Source organism: Paractinoplanes abujensis, from assembly GCF_014204895.1.
Classification (GTDB): Bacteria; Actinomycetota; Actinomycetes; order Mycobacteriales; family Micromonosporaceae; genus Actinoplanes; species Actinoplanes abujensis.
The window spans coordinates 6,745,140-6,768,095 of record NZ_JACHMF010000001.1 but is presented as its reverse complement, the minus strand read 5'-3'; the positions used below and the strand labels follow the sequence as shown (position 1 = coordinate 6,768,095).

The 22,956-nt window shown below is 69.9% G+C and carries 20 protein-coding genes and 1 tRNA gene; 15 read left to right on the top strand and 6 right to left on the bottom strand.

All coding sequences use genetic code 11. The features are described from left to right. The gene (locus BKA14_RS31005) at nt 1-1,158 is read left to right on the top strand and encodes an acyl-CoA dehydrogenase family protein (protein WP_184954324.1); all 1,158 of its coding nucleotides are present in this window, start codon (nt 1-3) and stop codon (nt 1,156-1,158) included. Between the two features lie 89 nt (nt 1,159-1,247). Continuing rightward, nucleotides 1,248-3,707 carry an ATP-binding protein gene (locus BKA14_RS31000; protein ID WP_239093126.1) on the top strand — a complete coding sequence of 820 codons (2,460 nt, stop codon included), beginning with the start codon at nt 1,248-1,250 and terminating at the stop codon, nt 3,705-3,707. 297 nt (nt 3,708-4,004) lie between these two features. Here BKA14_RS31000 and BKA14_RS30995 read toward each other — a convergent pair whose 3' ends face one another. Further along, nucleotides 4,005-4,490: a MarR family winged helix-turn-helix transcriptional regulator gene (locus BKA14_RS30995; protein ID WP_239093124.1), complete on the bottom strand. Its 486-nt coding sequence runs from the start codon at nt 4,488-4,490 to the stop codon at nt 4,005-4,007. A gap of 106 nt (nt 4,491-4,596) precedes the next feature. On the opposite strand from BKA14_RS30995, the gene BKA14_RS30990 reads away from it, so the two are divergent. Continuing rightward, nucleotides 4,597-5,175: a YceI family protein gene (locus tag BKA14_RS30990; RefSeq protein ID WP_184954322.1), complete on the top strand. Its 579-nt coding sequence runs from the start codon at nt 4,597-4,599 to the stop codon at nt 5,173-5,175. A 172-nt stretch (nt 5,176-5,347) separates the two neighbouring features. Then, nucleotides 5,348-6,814, top strand: coding sequence for a glutamate-cysteine ligase family protein (locus BKA14_RS30985; protein WP_184954321.1), 1,467 nt, complete (start codon nt 5,348-5,350; stop codon nt 6,812-6,814). Nucleotides 6,815-6,823: 9 nt separating this feature from the next. On the opposite strand, the gene BKA14_RS30980 is transcribed toward BKA14_RS30985, so the two are convergent. Further along, complete coding sequence (locus BKA14_RS30980) at nt 6,824-8,365, bottom strand: Hansenula MRAKII killer toxin-resistant protein 1 (protein WP_184954320.1); 1,542 nt, start codon at nt 8,363-8,365, stop codon at nt 6,824-6,826. 166 nt (nt 8,366-8,531) lie between these two features. On the opposite strand from BKA14_RS30980, the gene BKA14_RS30975 reads away from it, so the two are divergent. Further along, nucleotides 8,532-9,458: a PASTA domain-containing protein gene (locus tag BKA14_RS30975; protein ID WP_184954319.1), complete on the top strand. Its 927-nt coding sequence runs from the start codon at nt 8,532-8,534 to the stop codon at nt 9,456-9,458. Nucleotides 9,459-9,462: 4 nt separating this feature from the next. Here the strand turns inward: BKA14_RS30975 and BKA14_RS30970 are convergent, their stop codons facing one another. Then, the gene (locus tag BKA14_RS30970) at nt 9,463-9,762 is read right to left on the bottom strand and encodes a hypothetical protein (protein ID WP_184954318.1); all 300 of its coding nucleotides are present in this window, start codon (nt 9,760-9,762) and stop codon (nt 9,463-9,465) included. Between the two features lie 370 nt (nt 9,763-10,132). Between BKA14_RS30970 and BKA14_RS30965 the strand changes: the two genes are divergently transcribed. The 3 genes from BKA14_RS30965 (at nt 10,133) to BKA14_RS30955 (ending at nt 11,813) form a co-directional block, all read left to right on the top strand. Beyond that, a complete protein-coding gene (locus BKA14_RS30965; RefSeq protein WP_184954317.1) occupies nt 10,133-11,014 on the top strand; it encodes a helix-turn-helix domain-containing protein in 882 nt (293 codons plus the stop codon). Continuing rightward, nucleotides 10,978-11,202, top strand: a complete 225-nt coding sequence (locus BKA14_RS30960; protein WP_184954316.1) for a DUF397 domain-containing protein — start codon at nt 10,978-10,980, stop codon at nt 11,200-11,202. The genes BKA14_RS30965 and BKA14_RS30960 overlap by 37 nt, the downstream gene beginning before the upstream one ends. A gap of 158 nt (nt 11,203-11,360) precedes the next feature. Further along, nucleotides 11,361-11,813: a hypothetical protein gene (locus BKA14_RS30955; protein WP_184954315.1), complete on the top strand. Its 453-nt coding sequence runs from the start codon at nt 11,361-11,363 to the stop codon at nt 11,811-11,813. Between the two features lie 3 nt (nt 11,814-11,816). On the opposite strand, the gene BKA14_RS30950 is transcribed toward BKA14_RS30955, so the two are convergent. The 3 genes from BKA14_RS30950 to BKA14_RS30940 form a co-directional block, all read right to left on the bottom strand. Further along, on the bottom strand, nt 11,817-12,413 hold the full coding sequence (locus BKA14_RS30950) for a hypothetical protein (protein ID WP_239093122.1): 597 nt from the start codon (nt 12,411-12,413) through the stop codon (nt 11,817-11,819). 108 nt (nt 12,414-12,521) lie between these two features. Further along, nucleotides 12,522-13,346, bottom strand: coding sequence for a WecB/TagA/CpsF family glycosyltransferase (locus BKA14_RS30945; protein ID WP_498370438.1), 825 nt, complete (start codon nt 13,344-13,346; stop codon nt 12,522-12,524). A gap of 371 nt (nt 13,347-13,717) precedes the next feature. Then, nucleotides 13,718-13,800 (bottom strand) — tRNA-Leu (locus BKA14_RS30940). A 199-nt stretch (nt 13,801-13,999) separates the two neighbouring features. Here BKA14_RS30940 and BKA14_RS30935 point away from each other — a divergent pair. From BKA14_RS30935 to pknB, 7 genes are all read left to right on the top strand, one after another. Beyond that, on the top strand, nt 14,000-14,794 hold the full coding sequence (locus BKA14_RS30935; RefSeq protein WP_184954313.1) for an FHA domain-containing protein: 795 nt from the start codon (nt 14,000-14,002) through the stop codon (nt 14,792-14,794). A 5-nt stretch (nt 14,795-14,799) separates the two neighbouring features. Continuing rightward, nucleotides 14,800-15,282, top strand: a complete 483-nt coding sequence (locus BKA14_RS30930; protein ID WP_133873756.1) for an FHA domain-containing protein FhaB/FipA — start codon at nt 14,800-14,802, stop codon at nt 15,280-15,282. After that, nucleotides 15,279-16,736 carry a PP2C family protein-serine/threonine phosphatase gene (locus BKA14_RS30925; protein WP_184954312.1) on the top strand — a complete coding sequence of 486 codons (1,458 nt, stop codon included), beginning with the start codon at nt 15,279-15,281 and terminating at the stop codon, nt 16,734-16,736. The genes BKA14_RS30930 and BKA14_RS30925 overlap by 4 nt, the downstream gene beginning before the upstream one ends. 79 nt (nt 16,737-16,815) lie before the next feature. Next, a complete protein-coding gene (locus BKA14_RS30920; protein ID WP_184957057.1) occupies nt 16,816-18,276 on the top strand; it encodes an FtsW/RodA/SpoVE family cell cycle protein in 1,461 nt (486 codons plus the stop codon). Continuing rightward, nucleotides 18,273-19,769, top strand: coding sequence for a penicillin-binding transpeptidase domain-containing protein (locus BKA14_RS30915; protein WP_184954311.1), 1,497 nt, complete (start codon nt 18,273-18,275; stop codon nt 19,767-19,769). The genes BKA14_RS30920 and BKA14_RS30915 overlap by 4 nt, the downstream gene beginning before the upstream one ends. Nucleotides 19,770-19,771: 2 nt before the next feature. Further along, entirely contained in the window at nt 19,772-21,076 is a 1,305-nt protein-coding gene (locus BKA14_RS30910; RefSeq protein WP_184954310.1) for a serine/threonine-protein kinase, read from the top strand. Further along, nucleotides 21,073-22,929 (top strand): Stk1 family PASTA domain-containing Ser/Thr kinase, encoded by a 1,857-nt coding sequence (pknB, locus tag BKA14_RS30905; RefSeq protein WP_184954309.1) that lies wholly within the window; start codon nt 21,073-21,075, stop codon nt 22,927-22,929. Before BKA14_RS30910 ends, pknB begins: the two co-directional genes overlap by 4 nt. Nucleotides 22,930-22,956: the final 27 nt, after the last annotated feature.

The window sequence follows — 22,956 nt, the reverse complement described above, 5'->3', positions numbered from 1 at the left end:
ATGGTCGACTTCCGGCTCGACGAGGAGCAGGAGGCGCTGCGCGTCACCGTTGAGGAGTTCGCCCGCGAGCAGGTCGCGCCGGTGATCGCCGAGCACTATGAGCACAAGACCTTCCCGTACGACGTGATTCGTCAGATGGGCAAGATGGGTCTTTTCGGCCTGCCGTTCCCCGAGGAGTTCGGCGGGATGGGCGGCGACTACTTCGCGCTCTGCATCGCGCTGGAGGAATTGGCCAGAGTGGACAGCTCGGTGGCGGTGACGCTCGAGGCCGCGGTCTCGCTGGGCGCCATGCCGATCCACCGGTTCGGCACGCAGGAGCAGAAGGAGCAGTGGCTGCCCCGGCTCTGCTCGGGTGAGGCGCTGGCCGCCTTCGGCCTGACCGAGCCCGGCACAGGGTCGGACGCGGGCGGCACCAAGACCCGCGCGGTCTACGACGAGGCCACCGACGAGTGGGTGATCAACGGCAGCAAGGCCTTCATCACGAACTCCGGCACGGACATCACCTGCCTGGTCACGGTCATGGCGGTCACCGGCACCAACCCCGACGGCTCCAAGGAGCTGTCCACGATCATCGTGCCCTCGGGCACGCCGGGCTTCACCGTCGCCCCGGGCTACTCCAAGGTCGGCTGGTGCGCCTCGGACACCCACGAGCTTTCCTTCGACGACGTACGGGTCCCGGCGGCCAACCTGCTCGGTGAGCGCGGCCGCGGTTTCGCCCAGTTCCTGCGCATCCTCGACGAGGGCCGGATCGCGATCGCCGCCCTCTCGGTCGGTCTGGCCCAGGGCTGCGTCGACGAGTCCGTGCGCTACGCCGGCCAGCGCGAGGCCTTCGGCCAGCCGATCGGCAACTACCAGGCGGTCCAGTTCATGATCGCCGACATGGAGATGCGGGCCCACATCGCCCGGGTCGGCTACTACGACGCGGCCGCCCGCATGCTGGCCGGGCAGGACTTCAAGCGGTACGCGGCGATCGCCAAGCTGAACGCCAGCAACGCGGCGATGGAGAACAGCCGCTGGGCCACGCAGGTGCACGGCGGGTACGGCTTCATGAACGAGTCGGCGGTCGGCCGCTTCTACCGCGACGCCAAGATTCTGGAAGTCGGCGAGGGCACGTCCGAGGTCCAGCGCATGTTGATCGCCCGCGGGCTGGGTCTTTAGTGGCATTTGACCGTCGGCTTTGGGTCCGCAATCCGACAAGATCCGATCTCTGCTCGCCGCATACCTGAACCCACCCTAAGTTCGGTGGCGTGGTCGCGAACAACGGCGGAGAAAGCGCTCCGGAGCAGGGCGGATTCGACGCTGTGCTGCGCCGCGAGCGGTTGCGGGCCCGCCTGACGCAGGACGAGCTGGCCGCCCGGGCCGCCGTCGGCGTGCGAACGGTCCGCGACCTGGAAAGGGGCCGTGCGTCCCGGCCGCAGCGCACCACCGTCGAGTTGCTGGCGGCCGCCCTCGGTCTGGGTGGCGCCGACCGGGAGGCCTTCCTGGCCGCGGCCCGCGGTCAGTCCACCGAGGACCCGCTGCCGCCGACCGGTTTCCTGCGCGTGCTGCCGACCACCGAGCTGATCGGCCGCGACGACGACCTCGAGGAGATGACGGCCCAGCTCGCGGCCCCGGACGGCCCGCGCGGCATCACCCTGGTCGGCCTGGCTGGGGTCGGCAAGACCAGCCTTGCTTTCGTGGCCGCCCACCGGGCGGCCACTGCTTATCCGGGCGGGGTGGCCGGCATCGTGGTGACCGACGGCTGCACGGTCGGCGAGATGCTGGGCAGCATCGCGGCCGAGTTCGGTGTCGGCCGGGCCGACGACCTGCCCGCCGTCTTCGCCGGCCGGGCCGCGCTCGTCCTCGTCGACGCCGTCGAGCGCTCGCCCGACGCCACCGCCGAAATGCTCAGCCAGCTGCTCGAACGCTTGCCCACCGTGCGTTTCCTGGCCACCGGCAGACACCCGATCGGTCTGCCCGCCGAACGGGTGTGGCCGCTCGCGCCGCTCCTCGCACCCCCGCCCGAGACCGACGGCCCCCTGGCCGACGTGGCGGCGGCCTACCCCGCGGTGGCCCTCTTCCTGGAACGGCTGGGCCAGGTGCGCCGGGACGAGCCCGAGCCCGGCGAGGTCGCGCCGCTGGCCGCGCTGGTGCGGCGGCTCGGCGGTCTGCCGCTCGCGATCGAGTTGGCGGCGGCGCGCGGCCGGGTGCTGACGATCCCCGAGATCCTCGACCGGTACGGCGATCGCGTGCTCGACCTGGACCGGCCGGGGTCGAGTGAGCCGCTGGTCAGCCTGCGCGACGCCGTGGCGGCCAGCTACCGCCTGCTCAACTCCGAGGAGCAACGGGAGCTGCGCCGGCTCGCGATGTTCCGCTACCGCTGGTCGATCGGCCTCGCCGAGCAGCTCATCGACAACCCGCGGGCCGACGTCGTGCACCTGCTCGACCGCCTGCTCGAACTCGGTCTGCTCAGCGTGCGCGGCCGCCGCACCTTCCGGTTCCGGCTGCTCGACGTCGTGCGCGACTACGCCGCCGAGCGCGCGGCGGCCGAGGGTGAGCTCGACGAGGGCCGCCGCCGGCACGCGCAGGTGATGGCCGGCCTGGCCCACGAGATCTGGCCCGACCTGACCGGCGCCCGGCTGCCCGAGGCGGCGGCCCGGCTCGACGACGTGGCCGGTGACTTCGGCACCGCTCTGGCCTACGCGGCGGGGGAGGACCCGCACACCGCACTGCGGCTCGCGGCGGCGCTCCCGCGCTGGTGGCGGTTCCGCGGGCGGGATGTGACCGGCCGCCAGTGGCTGCGCCGGCTGCTCGACGACCCGCGCACGGCCGACGCCGACCCGGCCGTCCGGGCCTGGGCCCGCATCGGCATGGCGCAGCTCGCCCGCGAGCACGGCGGCAGCGCCGACGAGATCGAATCGGCGGCCGCGGCGCTGGCCGAGTTCGAGCGTCTCGACGAGGTCGCGGGCCAGCTCACCGCGCACGCCCAGCTGGCCGGCCTGTGGATGAACGCCGGCGACTTCGACCGGGCCCGCGGGCACGGCGAGGCCGCCCTGGTGCTGGCCCGCCGCGGGGGCCGGGCCCGCGACCTGGCTGTGGCCGAGAACAACCTGGTCTGGCACGAGATCCGGCAGGGCAACCTGGCCGCCGCCCGGGACCGGCTGGCCATCGTCGAGGAGCAGGCCCGGCGCAGTGGCGAGAAGCGGCTGCGCGTGCTGGCCCAGGCCAATCTGGCCGAGGTGCAGCGGCTGGACGGGCGCACCGGCGAGGCGGCCCGGCTCGGCCGGCGGGCGATGACCGAGCTGATCAAACTGGGCGACCCCGGGCACCAGCGCCGGCTGCTGGCGACGATCGGGCTGGCGCTGGCCGAGGCCGGGCGCACCGACGAGGCGGCCGCGGTGCTCGAACAGCTCGCTCCCGAGGAGGACGACGACACGCAGGACGGCCCGGCCGCGGTGGTCGAGGCGGCGGTCGCGTTGAGCCGGGGCGAGCCCAAACGGGCGGCCGAGTGCTTCGCCCGCGCCGCCGACGCGTACGACGGGGCTCATGATCCCCGTGATGTCGTGGAGGCTTTGGTCGGGCTGATCGCCAGCACTCCGGACGAGGACGAGCGGGAGTCGGCCGTACGGCGGCTGCGGGAGTTGTGCCGATCGGGCGGGATCACGCTGTTGCCGCGCGAGCGCGATCGGCTCGGACCGCGGTTGTTGACACAAGTCCTTGAGAGCTAGGGGACTGGCCGGGCGTGGCCGGTCGGCGTAGCGTGCCCCCCACGCGCCAACCGTAGCCACGCCCGCCAGTTAAGCGGCGAGAACGAAGCTCCCCCGTCAAGCCCCGCCGTCACCTCGGTCGCGCCGCATCCCCCTGCGCGGATCACAGTAGCCACTCGCGGCAGCGGAACTCGGGAGATTTGTCCGTTTGGACCGCCGCGCCGCCCGATTCTGCCGGTAGTTCTGCCGGTTTACCCCAAGCCTTCCGGCGCGGTGCTCACGGACGGCTTTGTGGCAACTTCGCCGGGTTGCCCCGGCTCAGGCGGCAGGGCGTTCCTCGGCCGTGCCCGCGGTCGCGCACGGGTTCACCGCGTCGCGGATCTTGCGGAGTGAGCCCAGCATGCCGTCGAGCTCGGCCGGGCTCAGCTGGCCGATGAACCACTGCTGCAGCAACGCCAGGTGACCGGGCAACACCTCGTCGAGCCGGTCGACGCCGGCCTCGGTGATCACGGCGAACGAGCTGCGACGGTCGCTCGGACAGGCCTCGCGGCGAACCAGCCCGTCGCGATCCATGCGATCGACCACCCGCGTCACCCCGCTGGTGGACAGTGAAGTCTGACCGGCGAGGTCGGTCATGCGGAGCCGGCGGCCCGGGGAGCGGGCGAGGCGCATCAGCACCTCGAACTCGACGGCGGAGAGGCGATGCTCCTCGAACTGCGCGGCAAAACGATTGGTCAGCCCCGTGAACGCCTCGGCGAAGAGCCCGAAGGCGGTGAAACGGGGGTCATCCAGATCCGTACTCACGGGTACATGGTACACCGGGCTCTTGACACGGGGAATATTGCTTGGCATATAGTTGCTCCGTCACACAAACACCGACCGCCCAGTGCCTTGAAAGAAGGAACAAGTCATGACCGAGTCCGTCGCCAGCACCCGTACGTTCGAGGGTCTTCAGATCCCCGCCGCCGGCACGTACGACCTGGACGCCGCGCACAAGCGGGTCGGCTTTGTGGCGCGTCACCTGATGGTCAGCAAGGTTCGCGGGCAGTTCGCGGACGCTTCGGCCGTCATCACCATCGGCGAGGACCCGCTGCAGTCCTCGGTCACCGCCTCGATCAACACGGCCAGCATCGAGACCGGCCAGACCGACCGCGACAACCACCTGCGCAGCGGCGACTTCTTCGAGTCCGAGAAGTACCCGACGATGGACTTCCGTAGCACCGGTATCAAGAGCCACGCGGGCGCCGAGTTCGTGCTCGACGGCGAGCTCACCATCAAGGGTGTGACCAAGCCGGTCGAGCTGACCGTGGAGTTCGAGGGCGCCGGCCAGAGCCCGTACGGGTTCGCGGTCTTCGGTTTCAGTGCGACCGCCGAGATCGACCGTGAGGACTGGGGTCTGACCTGGAACATGGCCCTCGAGAGCGGCGGCGTCATGGTGAGCAAGAAGATCAAGATCGAGATCGAGGGCGAGGCCATCCGCCGCGCCTGATCCGGCCCGATCAACCAGAGATCCACAGTCGAGCCGCCGTCCGGATTACCGGGCGGCGGCTCGTCGTTGTCTGGCGGACCTCCGTACGGGATGGCAAGGTAGACCGAGCGCACGCATTCGCTCACAGAGTGGTGATCGACGTCTGTTCGTCCTGGCCGCCCCGGGAGGGTAAGTGGGCAAGGATCTCGCGACCGTCGTCTTCGCCCCGGACGACCGGACCACCTATCGGCAGAAGGTGCGCCGATGCCTCGATGTCTTCGCGCAGATGCTCGATCAGCACGCCTTCTCCGACCGTGACGACATGACCGGGCTGGAGATCGAGCTCAACCTCATCGACGAGGCGGCCCGGCCGGCCATGCGCAACGCCGAGGTGCTCGACCGGATCGGCGACCCGCTGTTCCAGACCGAACTGGGCCAGTTCAACATCGAGCTCAACGCGGCGCCACGGTCGATCGCCGGCTGGGGCCTGGCCGACTACGAGGACGACCTGCTGGCCGGCCTCAGCCGCGCGGCCGGCAGGAGCGACTGCGGACTCGTGATGATCGGCATGCTCCCCACCCTCACCCCCGACCACCTGGTGCTCGAAAACCTCAGCGCCAACGAGCGTTACCGCCTGCTCAACGACGAGATGGCCGGAGCCCGGGGCGAACAGTTCGACCTCGACATCCGCGGCGTCGAGCGGCTGCGCAGCGCCAGCGACTCGATCGCGCCCGAGGCCGCGTGCACGAGCGTGCAGTTTCACCTGCAGGTGCCGCCCGACCGGTTCCACCACTACTGGAACGCGTCCCAGGCTGTCGCCGGTGTGCAGGTGGCGATCGGCGCCAACTCGCCGTTCCTGCACGGCCGGCGGCTGTGGGCCGAGACCCGGATCGCGCTGTTCCAGCAGGCCACCGACACCCGGCCGGAGGAGCTCAAAGCCCAAGGCGTACGACCGCGGGTCTGGTTCGGGGAACGCTGGATCACCTCGGTGTTCGACCTGTTCGAGGAGAACGTACGGTTCTTCGCGCCGCTGCTGCCGTTCCTGGAGGACGAGGACCCGATCGAGGTGCTGCGCGCGGGCGGCGTGCCCCGGCTGGGTGAGCTGCGGCTGCACAACGGAACGGTGTATCGCTGGAACCGGCCGGTCTACGACGTCATGGACGGGCGGCCGCACCTGCGCGTGGAAAATCGTGTGCTCCCGTCCGGGCCGACCGTGATCGACCTGCTGGCCAACGCGGCGTTCTACTTCGGTCTGGTGCGCCGGCTGGCCGAGGAGGAACGGCCGATCTGGTCCCGGCTGCCGTTCGCGACCGCCCGCGAGAACTTCTACGCCGGCGCGGTCGCGGGCATCGAGGCGACGGTCGTCTGGCCCGGCCTGGGCGAGATCAGGGTGGCCGAGCTGGTGCGATCGGTGCTGCTGCCCCAGGCGCACGCGGGGCTGGACCGTTACGGCGTCGCGCCGGCCGTACGCGACCGGTTGCTTGCCGTCATCGACGAGCGGTGCCGGCTCGGCCGCAACGGGGCGTCCTGGCAGACCGAGGCCGTACGCGAGGCCGAGTGCCGCGGGCTCTCCCGAAACGACGCCCTGCACGCCATGCTGCTCCGCTACTGGGAACTGCACCGCACGAACGACCCGGTACACACCTGGCCGACGTTCTGACCAGCGCCTTCAGTCCTTGGCAGGCGGCCGCGGGTTGACCGGCGGCGGGGTCTTCGGAGCCGAGTTGGCGGGTTGCGGATTGATTTGCGCCACGGCCGGGGCCGTCGGTGGTGGGGTCACTGTGGACTTGGTCGGCTTGGGCTCCGCAGCGGCGGCCTTCTTGGGACGCGGGCGCGGGGCCGGACGGGCGGCTGCAGCGATCTCGGAGTCGATCGGCGCAGGCTGCCCGTTGGCCTTTTTGTCCGCATTGCTCCGCGCCGAGGTGTCGTGGCCGGACGATGCGGCGGGTTCGGGTGCCGCCTTCGGGGCGGAGGTTGCCTGCGCGAGCACAGCTGCGGGCTGCGCGGATGTCTTTCGCCGTCCGAAAAGGCCGGAACGTTGCTTCTTGGCCGGCTCGGCGGCGGCCTCGGAGTCAGCCGACGGCTGGGGGATCAGAGCGGTCGGACTGTCCGACTCGCCGGTCGGCGCAGCCGCAGTCGGGCGCGGGGTGGCGGGGGAACCGCCCGATGGGGCAGCCGCCGGGGCCGGGCGCGGGGTCCGGCTCCGGGTTTCAGGGGCGGCGGTGTCGGTAACCCGGCCCGGGGTGGCAGCAGCGGGCGCGCCGACGGCCTCGGGTGGTGGCTCCAGGGCGGGTGGCTCCGGGACGCGGGCCGTGCCGGTCGCCGCGCCGGCCCGGTCGGACCGCTGCTGCTGGACCGTACGGGTGCCGGCGACCGCGAGCGCCGAACCGGCCAGTCCGGCCAGCACGGCGTACGGCGCGATCAGATAGGCCGACTCGATCGGGCCGAGGGCGCCGGTGAGCCGGGGTGCCAGCGCCAAGAAGGCGAACGCGACCAGCAGCGGACCGGCCAGGCCCGAGGTCGCCGCGCCGATCCCGAGGTCGCCGCGGCGTGCGGCGGGCACGGCGGTGAGGGCGCCGACCAGGAACGCCGCGGACAGGGTGAGCAGGGCACTCGGCCAATAGATCGTGCCGTACAGCCCGCTGTTGGCCACCTCGGCGAACTGCCAGCTGGTCAAGTAGGTCGCGGAATCACGGTTCACGGTCAGCTCGACCACGATGCCGGCGATGGCCAGCGCCCACAACCAGACGCCGGTGGCCATCAGATTGGCCGCGACCGGGCGCGACGACACCGCCCAGAACGCGACGACCAAGCCCAGCACGAGCCCGACCACGGCGTATCCGCCCGCGATGACTTGCGGGCTGAAGGCGTCGAAGCGTACGGCGGAACGGGCCGGAAGCGCGATGAGCGCGACCGTCACCAGGGCTCCGACCGCCGCGCAGGCGGCCAGGGCGAAACGCCACGCGGCGGTGGTGCGCGGTCCTGGACCGCCCCGGGAGCGGCTGCCCAGCACGGCGCCGAACACCGTGGCGCTCGCCGTGATCCAGGTGGCCCAGCCCAGGCTGCCCAGCCAGGCGCTGTCGTCGGGGGTCGGCGTGACCGGCCAGACCACCACACCCAGGCCGTAGCCCAGGCCCAATTGCGCGGCGCCCGTGCCCGCTGCGGCTCCTGCCGCGGTGGCTACGCGTGCCATCCAGCCCTTGTCGGCCATGCGCCGCACTGTAGCGGTAGCCGCCGATGCCTGCGAATCGATGGATCGGTCTCTGCATGTCCTTCTCACCTGTAGCCACCTGGTGTGTTTGTCCTGCGGAGGCCAGACATGTCCCGCAAGATTCGATACGTTGACCCATGCGGGTGAACGAGCCGGAGGAGAGGCGATGTCCGACGAGAGCGACGAGACGCGACGTCTCTCGCCCGGCGATGCCGAGGACCCTGCCGCCGAGGCGACCGAAGGGCCGGCGAAGTCCGAGCCTGACGACCTGGACGCGACGCGGGTCGACGAGGCCACGGTGGGCCGCGCCTCCGTGCCGCCGCCCGGCGACGAGGACACGCTGGACGGGGTACGCCGCAGCGACGACACTCTCGACGACGTCCGCACGGTGCCGGCAATCCGCGACGAACCGACGGTAGTCACCGGCCGGCCCGGGTCGACCGCGGTGATGCCGCCGGTCGGCGACGACGACTGGGCGCCCAGCCGGGCCAACCCCGCGTGGTCGGGGCGGGCCGAGGTGCGGCCGCCCCAGCCCGGGCGCGGTTACCCCGAGGTCGACTGGGCCGCCTCGGCGCCGGCCCAGCCGCGGGACCGCTGGTGGATGCCGATCGTGGTCGGCATCGTGGCGCTGATCCTGCTCGGCGTGCTGGGCTGGGCGATCTATCTGCTCGTGCAGGACTCGTCGGACGAGACGCCCGCGCCGGCCACGAGCACCTCGGCCGCGCCGGCTGAGACGCCCACAACTGCGGCCGAGACCGTGACGTCGTCACCGAGCGCGACGCCGACCGCTACGTCGCCGGATCCCGTGCAGTCCACGACGGATCCGACCGCGAGCGAGATCACCATCCCCGCGCTGCGCGGGTTGGCCCTGGCCGAGGCGCAGGAGGCGCTGCGCTCGACCGGGCTGAACTACCGGTTGATCTATCGCCAGGCACCGGACGTGCCGCCGGACACGGTGATCGACAGCGATCCGGTGGAGGGGCAGGAGGTCCCACCGGACACGACGGTCACCCTGGTGATCGCGGCTCAGCCGACGAACAACCCGACGGACACGGCCGAGCCCACGGACGGCACCGGCGCGGACGGTAACTGACGGGTCAGCGGTTGGTCCGCACCGTGCGGGCCTGGACTGTGCCGCTGACCAGGCCCGGCTGCCGGCCGTTACGGGCCCGGGGGTCGGGCGCCTTGCCGACGGCACGCAGGCCGCTGACCTGGACGAAGATCGAACGGCGCTCCACGGCGTCACCCGTCGCGTTCAGTTCATAGCCGTCCAGCCAGATCCAGCCCTCGTACGTCGGCCAGTCGTGGACCCGGATGACACGGAACAGCATCGGCGCCGCGAATTGGACGCTGGCCGCCTTCGTCACGTGTATGACATCACCGGACCGAGGAAGCACGTCATCTCCTGCCCTGAAACCTTGACACGAAAGCACCAAGTGTGCCCGGCGTTAACGCCTATGCAAGCTTTCGACGATGCCAATCCTCGAAAGCGTTGCGGAACGTCACCGTTACCGATCCTGAGGCCTGCCGAAAGTGGATCAGTCCACGTCGGACGGCGCTTAAGATCGTCACCCCGTTAACGGTGGCGCATCTCTACGTTGAGCGGGGCTCGGCCCATCCCCCGATCGGGGCGGAGTGACGCGAGCCATACCGAAAAGATTGCACCACGAGTCCGGTCGATGCAAGTTGCATGTCAGCCCTTAGTGATTACCGGTTGGTAGGTCCGATGAACTTGAATCACTAAATGATCGACAGGAGACTGTGGTTGTGAATCAACATCGCAGTCCTACCATTCGACGCCGCCGGCTCGGGGTCGAGTTGCGCCGGCATCGGGAGGGTGCCCGGGTCACCATCGACATGGTGGCGGAGCGATTGGGTTGCTCCACGTCCAAAGTGTCCCGAATTGAGACGGGACATACCAGCGCCACTCCTGGCGATGTTGCGGCCATGCTGGACATCTACCGCGTTTCCGACGAGGTCAAACAGGAGCTTGTCCACATTGCCCGGGAGGCGCGGCAAAAAGGATGGTGGCACCCGTATTCCACTGTTCTCACGGGGGCCTACGTGGGGCTGGAGGCTGCCGCCCGGTCCGTCCGGACGTACGAGTCGCAGGTCATTCCGGGTTTGCTGCAGACCGAAGCGTACGCAATTGCGGTGATTCGGGCCGCCCAACCGGGGGACAGCGATCAGGAAATCGAGCAACGGGTGCGCGTCCGGATGGAAAGACAGTCGTTATTGATTCAGGACGATCCGATTGATCTTTGGGTGGTGCTCGATGAGGCGGTGGTAAGCCGGCCGGTCGGCGGCGACGACGTCATGCGTGATCAATTAGCCAGATTGATCAACACCGCGCAGTTGCCGAACGTCACGTTGCAGATCATGCCCTTCGCGGCGGGCGCGCACGCCGGGATGGACGGCACGTTCGCCATTCTCGAGTTCGAGGAGGAGGGCGACGCCGACGTGGTGTTCACCGAGAATGCGACCGGCGGCCTGTTTCTGGAGAAGGCCGAGGAGCTCGGCCAGTACAACTCCATCTTCGAGACCATCCGGACGTCGGCCCTCCCCCCGGAGGAGTCCATCGGGATGATTCACATGCTGGTAGAGGAGCCATTGTGGAAGTCGAAGCGAAGGGTTTCCGGATCGATCTGAGCCGGGCACAGTGGTTCAAGAGCACTCGCAGCGGGCCCAACTCCGACAACTGTGTCGAGGTGGCCTTCGTGGACGAGGCGATCGCGGTGCGCGACTCCAAGAACCCGCACGGACCGGCACTGATCTTCACTGCCGCCGAGTGGGACGCGTTCGTCGGCGGCGCCAAGGACGGCGAGTTCGACCTCTGATCCCTCGAGGTCCGTCGTAGTGCGGCCGGTTCTCCCTCATCGGCGCGGGAGAACCGGCCGTAGTCATTTCTCCGCTCGCCTCGTTGAACGGCAAAAGCGCGGCCCGGACCGCGCAACACCGGCGGGGTCGCTTCCCCCGAGCGAGGCAAGGCAGACAGATGACGATGGGTTCGGACAACCTCAGTAACTCCTCGACGGCGCAGGACCGCTTCAGCGGTGGGGTCAGCGCCTATCGGCAGAACCGGCGCGAAGCCGCGATCGCCGCCGAGGCCGCCGACGGCGAACTGGTGTCGCGCAGCTCCTCGGGTCTGCCCACCCGGTCGCCGGGCCGCTCGCACAGCATCGACTCGACCAACCCGCTCGACCGGGCGGCCAAACTGCCCTCCCTCGACCTGCAGGGGCTGACCGAGCCGGTCTTCCCGTCGAGCGGCTGGCCGGCCATCGACTCCGGGTCGTCGCAGTCGATGGCGGACCACCCGCTGCTGCGCGGTCTGCTGCTGGAACTGCCCGCCCGCGGCACATTGCCCACTTCGGACTGGCTGGACCGCTGGTTCGAGGCGGCCCGATCGATCCTCGAGCTCCTCTATGTGCAGGAAGCCAAGAAGGGCTGACGGTCAGCGGCTGTTGACCGGCACCCGCGGCCGGTTGCGCCCGATCGGGGCCAGCGCCTGCACGCTGAGCTTGCTGTGCCGCAGACCGGCCCGAACGCCGATCGCCAGCACGGCCACACCCACCACCGTGATGCCGATGCCGGCCAGGTCGGCCCCCGGAACCTTCACCACACCGCCCGCGATCGGCAGGCTGAGCAGCGCCGCCAATCCGGTGACCTGCAACGGCACCAGGATCAGCGGATGCGCCGCGGCCGCCCGCAGGGCCGGCGGCACGGGGGTCTGCGGCGCCGTGGCGAAGGCGCCCGCACCTCGCCGCACCTGAGCCATCCGGCGCAGGCCGGCGGTCAGCACGATCAGGGCCGGAACGGCCGGCACGAGCGCCGCGGCCGGAGCCGCCGACTGGCCCGGCAGCAGAGCCGTGACGATTCCGATGGCGACGAACACCGTCGCGCCGGCGGCGATCAGCATGGTGATCAGGCCGGCCCGGCGGCGCAGAGCCGGCGCCGAACGAGCCGACGGCAGCGAGTCGGCCAGCAGCCCGGCCGTGAGCCAGACGGCAACCAGGGCGCCGGCGAGGATGAGGTCCGCGACGATGTTCACATCGACAGCGTTCACCCGGTGGCGCCAGGACGAAACCGGGTTTCCACCCGACCGGACCCCGTAGGGGGTGTCGGTGATTACCCTGTCGCGACCCTGAGGCGGTCCAGTTCAGACAGCGAACGTGGTGACCGGCTCGGTGGCCGGCGCGGGCGGGGTCGCCTTCCACAGGCCGCTGCGTTGAGCCGCCAGCCGGGCCAGGTAGGCCGGGTTGAGCAGCACGTATCGCTTCCACAGACGCTTCGGTTCGAGGCCCAGGCGCCACAGCCACTCGAGCGCGTACTTCTGCATCCACGCGGGCGGGTTCTTGAGCAGGCCGGCGTGATAGTCGAACGCGGCCCCGACGGCAAGAAGTGGCATGTCGAGAAGCGGACGCATCGCGTACGTGAAGATTTCTTGCCGCGGACACCCGAGCCCGACCAGAACGATGCGTGCCCCCGAGCTCTTGATCCGCTCGGCGATCTCCTCCGCCTCGCCCGGGTGGCTCGTCCGGAACTTCGACGCCTCCACCCCCGCGATCTTCAGCGCCGGGAACATCTTCTCCAGGGCCGGCACGAGCCGCTCCAGGGTGGGCTGCGTCGACCCGTACAGATAAATGGGCAGCCCCTCGGCCGCCGCCCGCTCCACGACCTTGAGCGTCAGCGTCGGCCCGTACACCCGATCCGTCAGCCCCGCGTGGTGCACGCTGTTCAGCGCCCACCGCACCGGCTGCCCGTCCGGCGTCACCAGGTCGAAGGAGTTGAGCCGCGCGTTGTGCGCCTTGTCCTGCACTCCCGTCATGACCCCGTGCACCGCCAGCGCGGTCACGGCATAGGGCCGCCGCTCCTGAGCCGCCTCCATGATCCGGGCAGTCGCGTCCGCATAGTCAGTGACGTCCACCAACACTCCGAGCACACTGCGCTTGCCGGTCTGAGTAGCGGCCTGTTGGGCACTCACGAAGGCATCCTCGGGTTAGGCGTCACCGTCAATTTTCGCCGCCGAGCATAGCCTTCCGCATCCCCATCACCCATTAGGAGCCGAGGGGCCGCCCGCCCGACGCGCCCGGCACGCGGCGCATCCCGTTTTCAGCCCCTCTGCCCACCTGTTGCCGCCCCGTCATGATGTTGGGACCACACCGTGACCATCACTCAGGGCGACCAAAGCGGGGTTTTGGATCGTCTCGGCGTAGCCGGCAGCCCCACAAAACGTGAGAAATACACCACACCGCGCCCACCGTGACGTGGGGCGCCCGAGCGACCGGCTCCGGTGCAGATATGACGAGGAGCCCCGGTTCGCGCTTCTCAGCGAACAGGGGCTCCTGCGACTCGTGGGGATGGGGGGAGTTGAACCCCCACGTCCTTTCGGACACACGGACCTGAACCGTGCGCGTCTGCCATTCCGCCACATCCCCGTGGCTTTATGAAGCCGGCCCGGAGGCCTGCCTTTTTGTTACGGGCTGCGACAGACTACGCTGTCGCACGTCACCAAGCGAGTTGATATCGCCCGTGACGCCAGGGAAGACTAGCACGGCGTCTACGGGTGTCATACGAGGGTCAGAAGTGCCGGTCGCTCTTGAGCTACAGATGCGCAAGCGGCGGCCGGATACCATCATGTCCTCGGAAGCCGAGGAGGAGCCGGTGAGCGTGCTGCAGCGCTTTGAGAAGCGATTGGAAGGCCTTGTCGAAGGGGCCTTCGCCAAGGTGTTCAAGGGTGTCGTGCACCCGGTGGAGATCCTGAATGCCATGCAGCGGGAGGCCGAAGCACACAAGGCCATCCTCGCCGGTGGCCGGACTCTCGTGCCGAACCGCTACGTGATCGACCTTTCGCCCTACGACCACAGCCGGCTGGCGCCGTATGCCGCCGCGCTCGCCCAGGAGCTGGCCCAGTCGCAGGCCGAGTTCATCGGGGAGCAGGCGTGGACGGTCTACGGCGACGTGATCGTCGAGATCGAGCGTGGTGACGGGCTCGACACGGGCATGTTCCGGGTCACCGCCGAGGTCTACACCGGCGGCGAGGTCGCCCCGGTGCAGCAGCCGGCGTATGACGCGGGCCCGCAGTACCCGCCCTACGAGCAGCAACAGCAGGGTGGCTATCAGCACGGCGGCGGCGCGCCCAACGGCCGCGGCGGTGTGGGCCTCATCTCGGGTGACGGCCGCACCTACCCGTTGCAGATGGGTTCGACGGTGATCGGCCGCGGCGACCAGGCCAACCTGCGCCTGCCCGACGTCGGCATCTCGCGCCGGCACGCCCGTCTGGATTACGACGGCAACCAGGTCGTGCTGACCGACCTGGGTTCGACCAACGGCACGATGGTGAACGGCCAGCGGGTCTCGGCTGTGGCGCTCAACCCGGGCGACATGATCCAGCTGGGCACCACCACGCTGACGTTCCGAGTGGACGGCTAAGCACCTTGCCCGAATTCGTCCTCACCGTCGCCCGGTTCGGCTTCCTCATCCTGCTGTGGATCTTCGTGTTCACGGTGGTGGGAGTGATCCGCCGGGATCTCTTCGCTGGGGTCCGGTCCAAGAGCATCGTCGCCAGCCCTCGGGGGGTGGGTGGCGCGGTGCCCGAGGGCCGGCCCGCGAAGGCGAAACGCGGTAAGGCGGCGCGGCAACTCGTGGTCACGGCCGGCCAGCTGTCCGGCACGCGCATCACGCTGAGCGAGGCTCCGATCACTATCGGTCGTGCCGAGGATTCGACCCTCGTCATCACCGACGATTTCGCCTCGGCCCGGCACGCGCGGCTCGTTCCGCGGGACGGTCAGTGGTTCGTCGAGGATCTCGGCTCGACGAACGGCACGTACCTCGACCGCGGTAAGGTCTCCGGACCTACTCCCGTCCCCCTTGGCGTACCGATCCGTATCGGTCGCACTTCTCTCGAGTTACGGCCATGACCCTGACCCTGCGCTATGCCGCTCAGAGCGACCGCGGTCTGATCCGAGACCTGAACCAGGACTCCGTCTACGCCGGGCCGCGGCTGCTTGCTGTCGCCGACGGTATGGGCGGCATGGCCGCCGGTGACGTCGCCTCCAACATCGTCATCGCCGCCATGGCGCCGCTCGACGAGGACGTCCCCGGCGACGCGATGGTGGACGCCTTACGCCACGCGGTCGGCACGGCCAATCAACAGCTGCGCGACACCGTCGACGCCAACCCGCAACTCGAGGGCATGGGCACGACGCTGACCGCGGTGCTCTTCTCGGGCAGCAAGTTCGGCATGGTGCACATCGGCGACAGCCGGGCCTACCTGCTCCGCGGGGGCGAGTTCGCCCAGATCACCAAGGACGACACGTACGTCCAGATGCTGGTCGACGAGGGCCGGGTCAGCCCCGAGGAGGCGAGCAGCCACCCGCAGCGGTCGCTGCTCACCAGAGCGCTCGACGGTCGCGACATCGACCCCGAGTACTCGGTGCGTCAGGTACTCAAGGGCGACCGTTACCTGATCTGCAGCGACGGCCTCTCCGGCGTCGTCAGCGCGGAGACCATCGGCCAGACGATGCGCGAGCTGGCCGACCCGCAGGCCTGCACCGAGCGTCTGGTGCAGCTGGCCCTGCGCGGCGGCGGTCCCGACAACATCACGGTGGTCATCGCGGACGCGACCGACGCCGACATCGTCGAGCAGGCGCCGATCGTGGGGGGCGCCGCGGCCATCGACCGCGGCAACAACACGGTGGCCGACAGCTCGACCTCGGCCGCCCGGGCCGCCGCGCTGCAGGCGCCTCGCCCGGCCCAGCCGCAGCCCGAGCGGGACACCTATGCCGAGCCTGAGCCCAAGGGGCACCCGGTGCGGGCCACCCTGCTCGTGCTGGTGCTGCTGGGCGTGCTCGGCGGCGGTCTGTGGCTCGGCTACCAGTACACGCAGGATCAGTATTACGTCGGCGCCACCGAGGCCGGGCAGCTCGCGATCTTCCGCGGGGTTCCGGGCCAGATCGCCGGCCTCGACCTGTCCAGCGTCAACGAGACCAGCCCGTCCCGCCTCGACGACCTCACCACGGTCGCGCAGGATCGGGTCAAAGAGGGCATCCACGCCAACGACCGGCCGGACGCCCAGCGCATGCTGGCCGAGCTGACCGACGAGACCCCGTCGAACCCGAACCTCAAGCCGCTCTGCGACACCGTCACCACGCCGCCCGCCACGGCGGCGCCACCGGTCCTGCCGAGCGCCGGGACCAGCGGCCGACCGGCCGCCCCCGGCAGCACGACTGCCGCCGGTGGCACCGGAACCGGCAGCACCGCAGCCGGCACCAACGGCTCGGTGCCCACCTCCGTGCCCGTGACCACGCCGTCCGCTCAGGTTTCCGAGTCTGCGCCCGCTGCCGATCCGGTCGGGTGCCGGACCGTCAACTGAGCTTCGGCTCGACCATGTCTGGGGATCCTTCTTGACCGCGCCCGCCGTGCCTGCTTCCTCGCCCGCTTCCACGGGCGAGATGGCGCGTATCCCGGGAATGAAGACCCAGCGCAATGCCGAGCTGGGTCTGCTGGCGTTCGCCATGGTGCTGGTGGCGGCGTACGGCGCGACAGTCGAAGCGGGCCGGATCGGCGAGATCACCCCGACCTTCTGGGTGCCCGCCGCGCTGCTGAGCGTCCTCTTCCTCGGCCTGCACTTCGTGGTGCGCTACACCGCGCCGTACGCCGATCCCGTGCTCATCCCGGCCGTCGCGCTGATCAACGGGTTGGGTGTGGGTTTCCTGCGGCGGCTCGACATCGGTGACGCACTCTCCGAGAAGCAGCCGATTCCGGGCATCTTCTCCGGCATCGGCGGCCGCCAGCTGGCGTGGACGCTGATCGCGCTGATCCTGGCCGCGGTCCTGCTGCTGGTGGTCCGCGATCACAAGGTCGTCTCCCGGTACGCGTACACCCTGGGTCTGACCGGCATCGTGCTGGTGATGATCCCGGCCGTGCTGCCGCGCAGCCTCTCCGAGGTCAACGGGGCCAAGCTGTGGATCCGCATCGGGTCGTTCTCGATCCAGCCCGGTGAGTTCGCCAAGATCGCGCTGGTCTCGTTCTTCGCCTACTACCTGGTACGCAAGCGCGAGGTGCTGTCGCTGGCCAGCCGCCGGGTCCTCGGCATCGACTTCCCGCGCGGCCGTGACCTCGGCCCGGTCGTCACGGTCTGGCTGCTCAGCCTCCTGGTGCTGGTCTTCGAGAAGGACCTGGGCACCGCGCTGCTGTACTTCGGCCTGTTCATCGTGACGCTCTACGTGGCCACCGAACGGTCCAGCTGGCTGATCATCGGTCTGCTGCTGTTCTTCGGCGGTGTCTACGTGGCCTACCTGCTCGGCGCCTCGGTCGGCGGCCCGTTCGCCAACTTCTACGACCGCGCCCAGGTCTGGCTCAACCCGTTCGACAGCGAGAACTACGAGCGCGTCGGCGGCAGCTATCAGCTGGTGCAGGGTCTGCTCTCGCTGGGCACCGGCGGCCTGTTCGGCTCCGGCCCGGGCGGCGGTTCGCCCCGATTCGTGCCCGAGGTGCAGAACGACTTCATCTTCGCCGGCATGGGTGAGGAGATCGGCCTGTTCGGGCTCTCCGCGCTCCTGGTGCTCTACCTGCTGATCGTGGAACGCGGCCTGCGGTCCGCGCTGGCCGTGCGGGACTCGTTCGGCAAGCTGGTCGCGGGCGGCCTGTCGTTCACGCTGGGTTTGCAGATCTTCGTCATCCTGGGTGGCATCACCGGGCTGATCCCGCTGACCGGTCAGACGACCCCGTTCCTCTCGTCCGGCGGCTCCTCGCTGATGGCCAACTGGCTGCTGATCGCGATGCTCCTGCGCATCTCGAACGCGGCGCGCGGCCCGGCGGCCAGCGGCGGCGGCACGGATCGGGCCGGTGGCGGAGGTAAGAAAGCACCAGCACAACTGCACGGCGCCATGACGGAGGTGATCAAGCCGTGAACGCACCACTTCGACGGGCCGGCGTGGTCATCCTCGTCCTGTTCGGGCTGCTTTTCGCCAACTTGAACTGGGTACAGGCCTACAAAGCGGACGACTACCGCACCAACGACTACAACCGGCGCGTGGTGGTCGCCCAGTACGAGCGCCCCCGCGGCGTGATCGAGGCCGGCGGCCAGGGGGTCGCGACCAACAAGATCACCGACGACGCCCTGAAGTACCTGCGCGTCTATCCGCGTAAGGAGGTCTACGCGCCGGTCCTCGGGTATCGGCCCGTCGGCCTGGCCGCGACCGGCATCGAGAACGCCGAGAACGACTTCCTCTCGGGCGAGAGCGACAAGCTCTTCGCCGACCGGGTCAAGGACATGTTCACCGGCAACAACACCGGTGGCGGCAACGTGCTGCTGACGCTCAACACCAAGGCGCAAGAGACGGCTTGGAAAGAGCTGAACGACAACGAGCGCAATGTCACCAAGGGCGCGGCGATCGCGATCGACCCGCGTACGGGGGCCGTCCAGGCCATGGTGTCGATGCCCAGCTTCGACCCGAACCCGCTGGTCAGCCACGACGAGAAAGCGGCCGCGGCGGCCTACAACAAGCTCAACAAGGACCCGGCCCAGCCGCTGCTGAACCGCTCGACCGCCGAGACCAAGCCCCCCGGCTCGGTCTTCAAGGTGATCGTCTCGGCGGCCGCGCTCCAAAACGGTTATACAACCGAGACCGAGATCGAAGCGGGGCGCGAATACCGCGAGAGCGGCGCGGTCATCCGCAACTCCGAGGACGAAGTTTGCCCTGGTAGCCAGATTGATCTGAAGGACGCGCTGACCACCAGCTGCAACACCGGCTTCGCCCGGCTCGGCGTGACGCTGGGCCGTGACAAGGTGCTCGCCGCGGCCAAGGCGTTCGGCTTCGAGGACGACCAGCTGACCGTGGGCGACCTCGAGGGCAGCGGCCTGCCGGTTGCGATGAGCGACACCGGCAAGATCGCCAACCCGGACGGCAGCGTCGACAAGGGCGCGCTGGCCCAGTCGTCGCTCGGCCAGCGCGACGTGCGGATGACCCCGCTGCAGGGCGCCCTGATCGCCGCCACGGTGGCCAACGGCGGCAAGCAGATGCGCCCCTACCTGGTGCAGAAGCTGACCAGCCCCGACCTCCGGACGATCTACACGGCCAAAGGAAAGGTGCTCCGCGAGCCGATCAACGGTCAGGTCGCCGACGATCTGAAAGACATGATGGTCAGCGTCGTCGAGAACGGCACCGGCAAGCGCGCCCGCATCGACGGCATGGAGGTCGGCGGCAAGACCGGCACGGCCCAGAACGCCGAGGGCGCCGACCCGCACGGCTGGTTCGTCGGGTTCGCCTTCAACGACAAGGGCGAGGCGGTCTCGGCGGCGTGCGTCATGCTTGAGAACGTGCCCGGTGGCCACGCCAGCGCCGAGGCGGCCCGGATCGCCGGGCTCATCATGGAGGCCGCGGCGGGTCAGGGAGGGAACTGAGCATGATCAGCCCTGGGGTGACCCTCGGCGGCCGGTACGTTCTCGACGAGCGGATCGCCGGAGGGGGGATGGGCGATGTCTGGCGCGGCACCGACGAGGTGCTGGGCCGGACGGTCGCTGTCAAGATCCTGCTGCCCGCGCTGCTCGACGAGCCCGGCTTCGCCGAGCGGTTCCGGGGCGAGGCCCGCACGATGGCCACGATCAACCACCCCGGCGTCGTCGACGTCTACGACTACGGCAGTGACCAGCAGCTCGCGTTCCTGGTCATGGAGTACGTCGAGGGCGATGCACTCTCGCGCACGCTGAGCCGGGTCGGCCGGCTGACCCCGGCCCGCACGATGGCGCTGATCGCCCAGGCCGCCGATGCCCTGCAGGCGGCCCACGCCAACGGCATCGTTCACCGCGACGTGAAGCCCGGCAACCTGCTCGTCCGCCCCAACGGCACACTGGTGCTGACCGACTTCGGCATCGCCCGCTCGGCTCTGGTGGGCCAGCTCACCGTGGCCGGCTCGGTGCTCGGCACGGCGTCCTACATCTCGCCCGAGCAGGCCTCCGGCGCGGTCGCGACGTCCGCTTCCGACGTCTACGCGCTCGGCGTGGTCGCCTACCAGTGCCTCTCCGGGCACCGGCCGTTCGACGGCGCGACGCCGATGGAAATCGCCATGAAGCACGTGCGGGAGACGCCGCGCCCGCTGCCCGGCGACATCCCGCCCCAGGTCCGCACGATCGTCGACCGCGCCCTGGCCAAGGACCCGAACGCCCGCTGGCCGTCCGCGTCGGCGCTGGCCGCCGTGGCCCGGCAGGCCGCCGCCTCGCTGGCCAACCCGGCTCAGGCACCCACCGGCGCCCCGGCCCGCGCGGCCGGCCCGGTCAGCCCCGCGCCGGTGCACCCGAAGAGCCGCCCGTCCAGCGGCGCCCCGATGCCGGGCTCGCCCATGGCCGGCACGGCCCGCCCGCCTTACCCGCCGGTGCCCCGGCCCGTTTCGGGCGCCCGCGGAGCGGCGTCGGTACCTTCCGGACCACCCGTTCAACCGCAGCCCTACCGTCAGCCGTATCAATCACAGCCGGCACCCGCCGCCAAGCCCGAGAGCTCCGGCGGGCGGCAGGTGCTGATCGTGCTGGCTGTGGTCCTGGCGCTTCTGGTCCTGCTCTGCGCCGGGGTGATCTCGTTCCTCTACAACCAGCAGAAGAACAACGCGTTGGGCGGCACCGTCGGGGAGCCAACGGTGGCGTCGTACCGTCTAACTACGCAGGCGGGTGCGAACCCCGGCTGGATCAGAGCTAACGAAGGACGACAGAGGCTATGACGGCGCAGGCCCGCCTGCTCGGTGGCAGGTATCAGGTCGGCGAGCTCTTGGGCTACGGCGGCATGGCCGAGGTGCACCGCGGACGCGACCTCCGGCTCGGCCGTGACGTGGCGATCAAGATGCTGCGCACCGACCTGGCCCGCGACGCGACGTTTCAGGAGCGTTTTCGTCGCGAGGCGCAGAACTCGGCGGCCCTGAACCACCCCGCGATCGTCGCCGTCTACGACACCGGCGAGGAGATCTCGTCCACCGGCGAGAAGCTGCCCTTCATCGTCATGGAGTTCGTCAACGGGCGGACCCTCAAGGAGGTGCTCGCCCAGGAGCAGCGCATCCCGACGCGCCGGGCCCTCGAAATGATCGCCGACATCTGCGCCGCCCTGGAGTTCAGCCACCGGCACGGCATCATCCACCGGGACATCAAGCCCGGCAACGTGATGATCACGCAGAACGGCCAGGTCAAGGTCATGGACTTCGGCATCGCGCGGGCCTTGGCCAGCGGGGCCACCACCATGACGCAGACCAGCGCGGTCATCGGCACGGCGCAATATCTGTCGCCCGAGCAGGCCCGCGGCGAGTCGGTCGACGCGCGATCCGACGTCTACGCCGCCGGCTGTGTGCTGTTCGAGCTGCTCGTCGGCCACCCGCCGTTCGTCGGTGACAGCCCGGTCAGCGTGGCCTACCAGCACGTCCGGGAAGAGCCCAAGGCCCCCAGCGACATCAACCACGAGGTCCCGCCGGACGTCGACGCGATCGTGCTCAAGGCCCTGGCCAAGAACCCGATGAACCGCTATCAGAGCGCGCAGGAGATGCGGGCCGACGCGCTGCGCGCCGTGGCCGGGCGTCCGGTGCTGGCCACCCCGGTGATGACCGAGGCCGAGACGATGGCCATGCAGGGCCCGCCGTCGCGGCAGTGGCAGCCGCAGGCCGCCACGACCATGCAGCGTCCCGTGGCCGGTGGGCCGCGCCCGCCGGAGCGGCGGTCGACGTGGGTGTGGGCGTCGCTGGCCGCCCTCGGTGTGCTGGTGGTGATCGTGCTGGGCGTGGCGCTGGCCCAGATGCGCAACAACGCGAACGAGACCAACGCCGGCGACACACCCACCTCGGCCCCGGTGACGTACAAGATGCCCGACCTGGAGGGCAAGACCGACGCGGAAGCCTTGGCGCTTCTCAAGACGGCGGGCATCTCCGACATCGATCGCGACGAGCCGCAGATCAGCCAGGATTGCGACGGCACGGTCATCAAGCAGGTCCCGCAGGCGAACGCCACGGTGGCGGCCGACCAGCAGGTGCGCTATCAGCTCTGTCAGAAGCCGGACAAGGTCGAGGTGCCCGACGACCTGGTCGGCTCGACCCGTGACGCGGCCAAGAGCAGGCTCGAGGGCCTCGGCTTCAAGGTCAAGTTTGAGGAAGTGCCGAGCCTCAAGCAGGAAGGCACCGTGGTCAAGGTCGAGAAGGCGGGCCAGACGGTCGAGCCGGGCCAGACGCTGACGGTGCAGATCTCGAACGCCCGGCAGACCAGGATGCCCGACGTGGTGGGCAAGTCGGTGGCGACGGCGATGGGCACCCTCGACAACGCGGGCCCCTTCAACGTCAACACCGTGCTCGTCCAGGATCCCAACGGGGTCCCGGGCACCGTGGTCGAGCAGAACCCGAGGGCGAACTCGACGGTGACGAAGGGGGACAAGGTCACCCTGACGGTCGTCGCCGAGCCCGACCCGAACGAGACCACGCCCGACCCGGACGACACCGAGTCGCCGGGCACGGGAGGCACAGGCAACGCCGGGGGCACCGGCTCCGGATCGGGCACCAACGGCCTGATCAACTATCCGATCACCCCGGTGCGCCGCGACTGACGACGCCACGAGAACGGCCGCTCCCGG

Coding starts and splice junctions, on each gene's coding strand:
- pknB (WP_184954309.1), top strand. CDS start 21,073: ATGACGGCGCAGGCCCGCCTGCTCGGTGGCAGGTATCAGGTCGGCGAG.
- BKA14_RS31005 (WP_184954324.1), top strand. CDS start 1: ATGGTCGACTTCCGGCTCGACGAGGAGCAGGAGGCGCTGCGCGTCACC.
- BKA14_RS30910 (WP_184954310.1), top strand. CDS start 19,772: ATGATCAGCCCTGGGGTGACCCTCGGCGGCCGGTACGTTCTCGACGAG.
- BKA14_RS30925 (WP_184954312.1), top strand. CDS start 15,279: ATGACCCTGACCCTGCGCTATGCCGCTCAGAGCGACCGCGGTCTGATC.
- BKA14_RS30920 (WP_184957057.1), top strand. CDS start 16,816: ATGGCGCGTATCCCGGGAATGAAGACCCAGCGCAATGCCGAGCTGGGT.
- BKA14_RS30975 (WP_184954319.1), top strand. CDS start 8,532: ATGTCCGACGAGAGCGACGAGACGCGACGTCTCTCGCCCGGCGATGCC.
- BKA14_RS30935 (WP_184954313.1), top strand. CDS start 14,000: ATGTCCTCGGAAGCCGAGGAGGAGCCGGTGAGCGTGCTGCAGCGCTTT.
- BKA14_RS30955 (WP_184954315.1), top strand. CDS start 11,361: ATGACGATGGGTTCGGACAACCTCAGTAACTCCTCGACGGCGCAGGAC.
- BKA14_RS30990 (WP_184954322.1), top strand. CDS start 4,597: ATGACCGAGTCCGTCGCCAGCACCCGTACGTTCGAGGGTCTTCAGATC.
- BKA14_RS30980 (WP_184954320.1), bottom strand. CDS start 8,365: ATGGCCGACAAGGGCTGGATGGCACGCGTAGCCACCGCGGCAGGAGCC.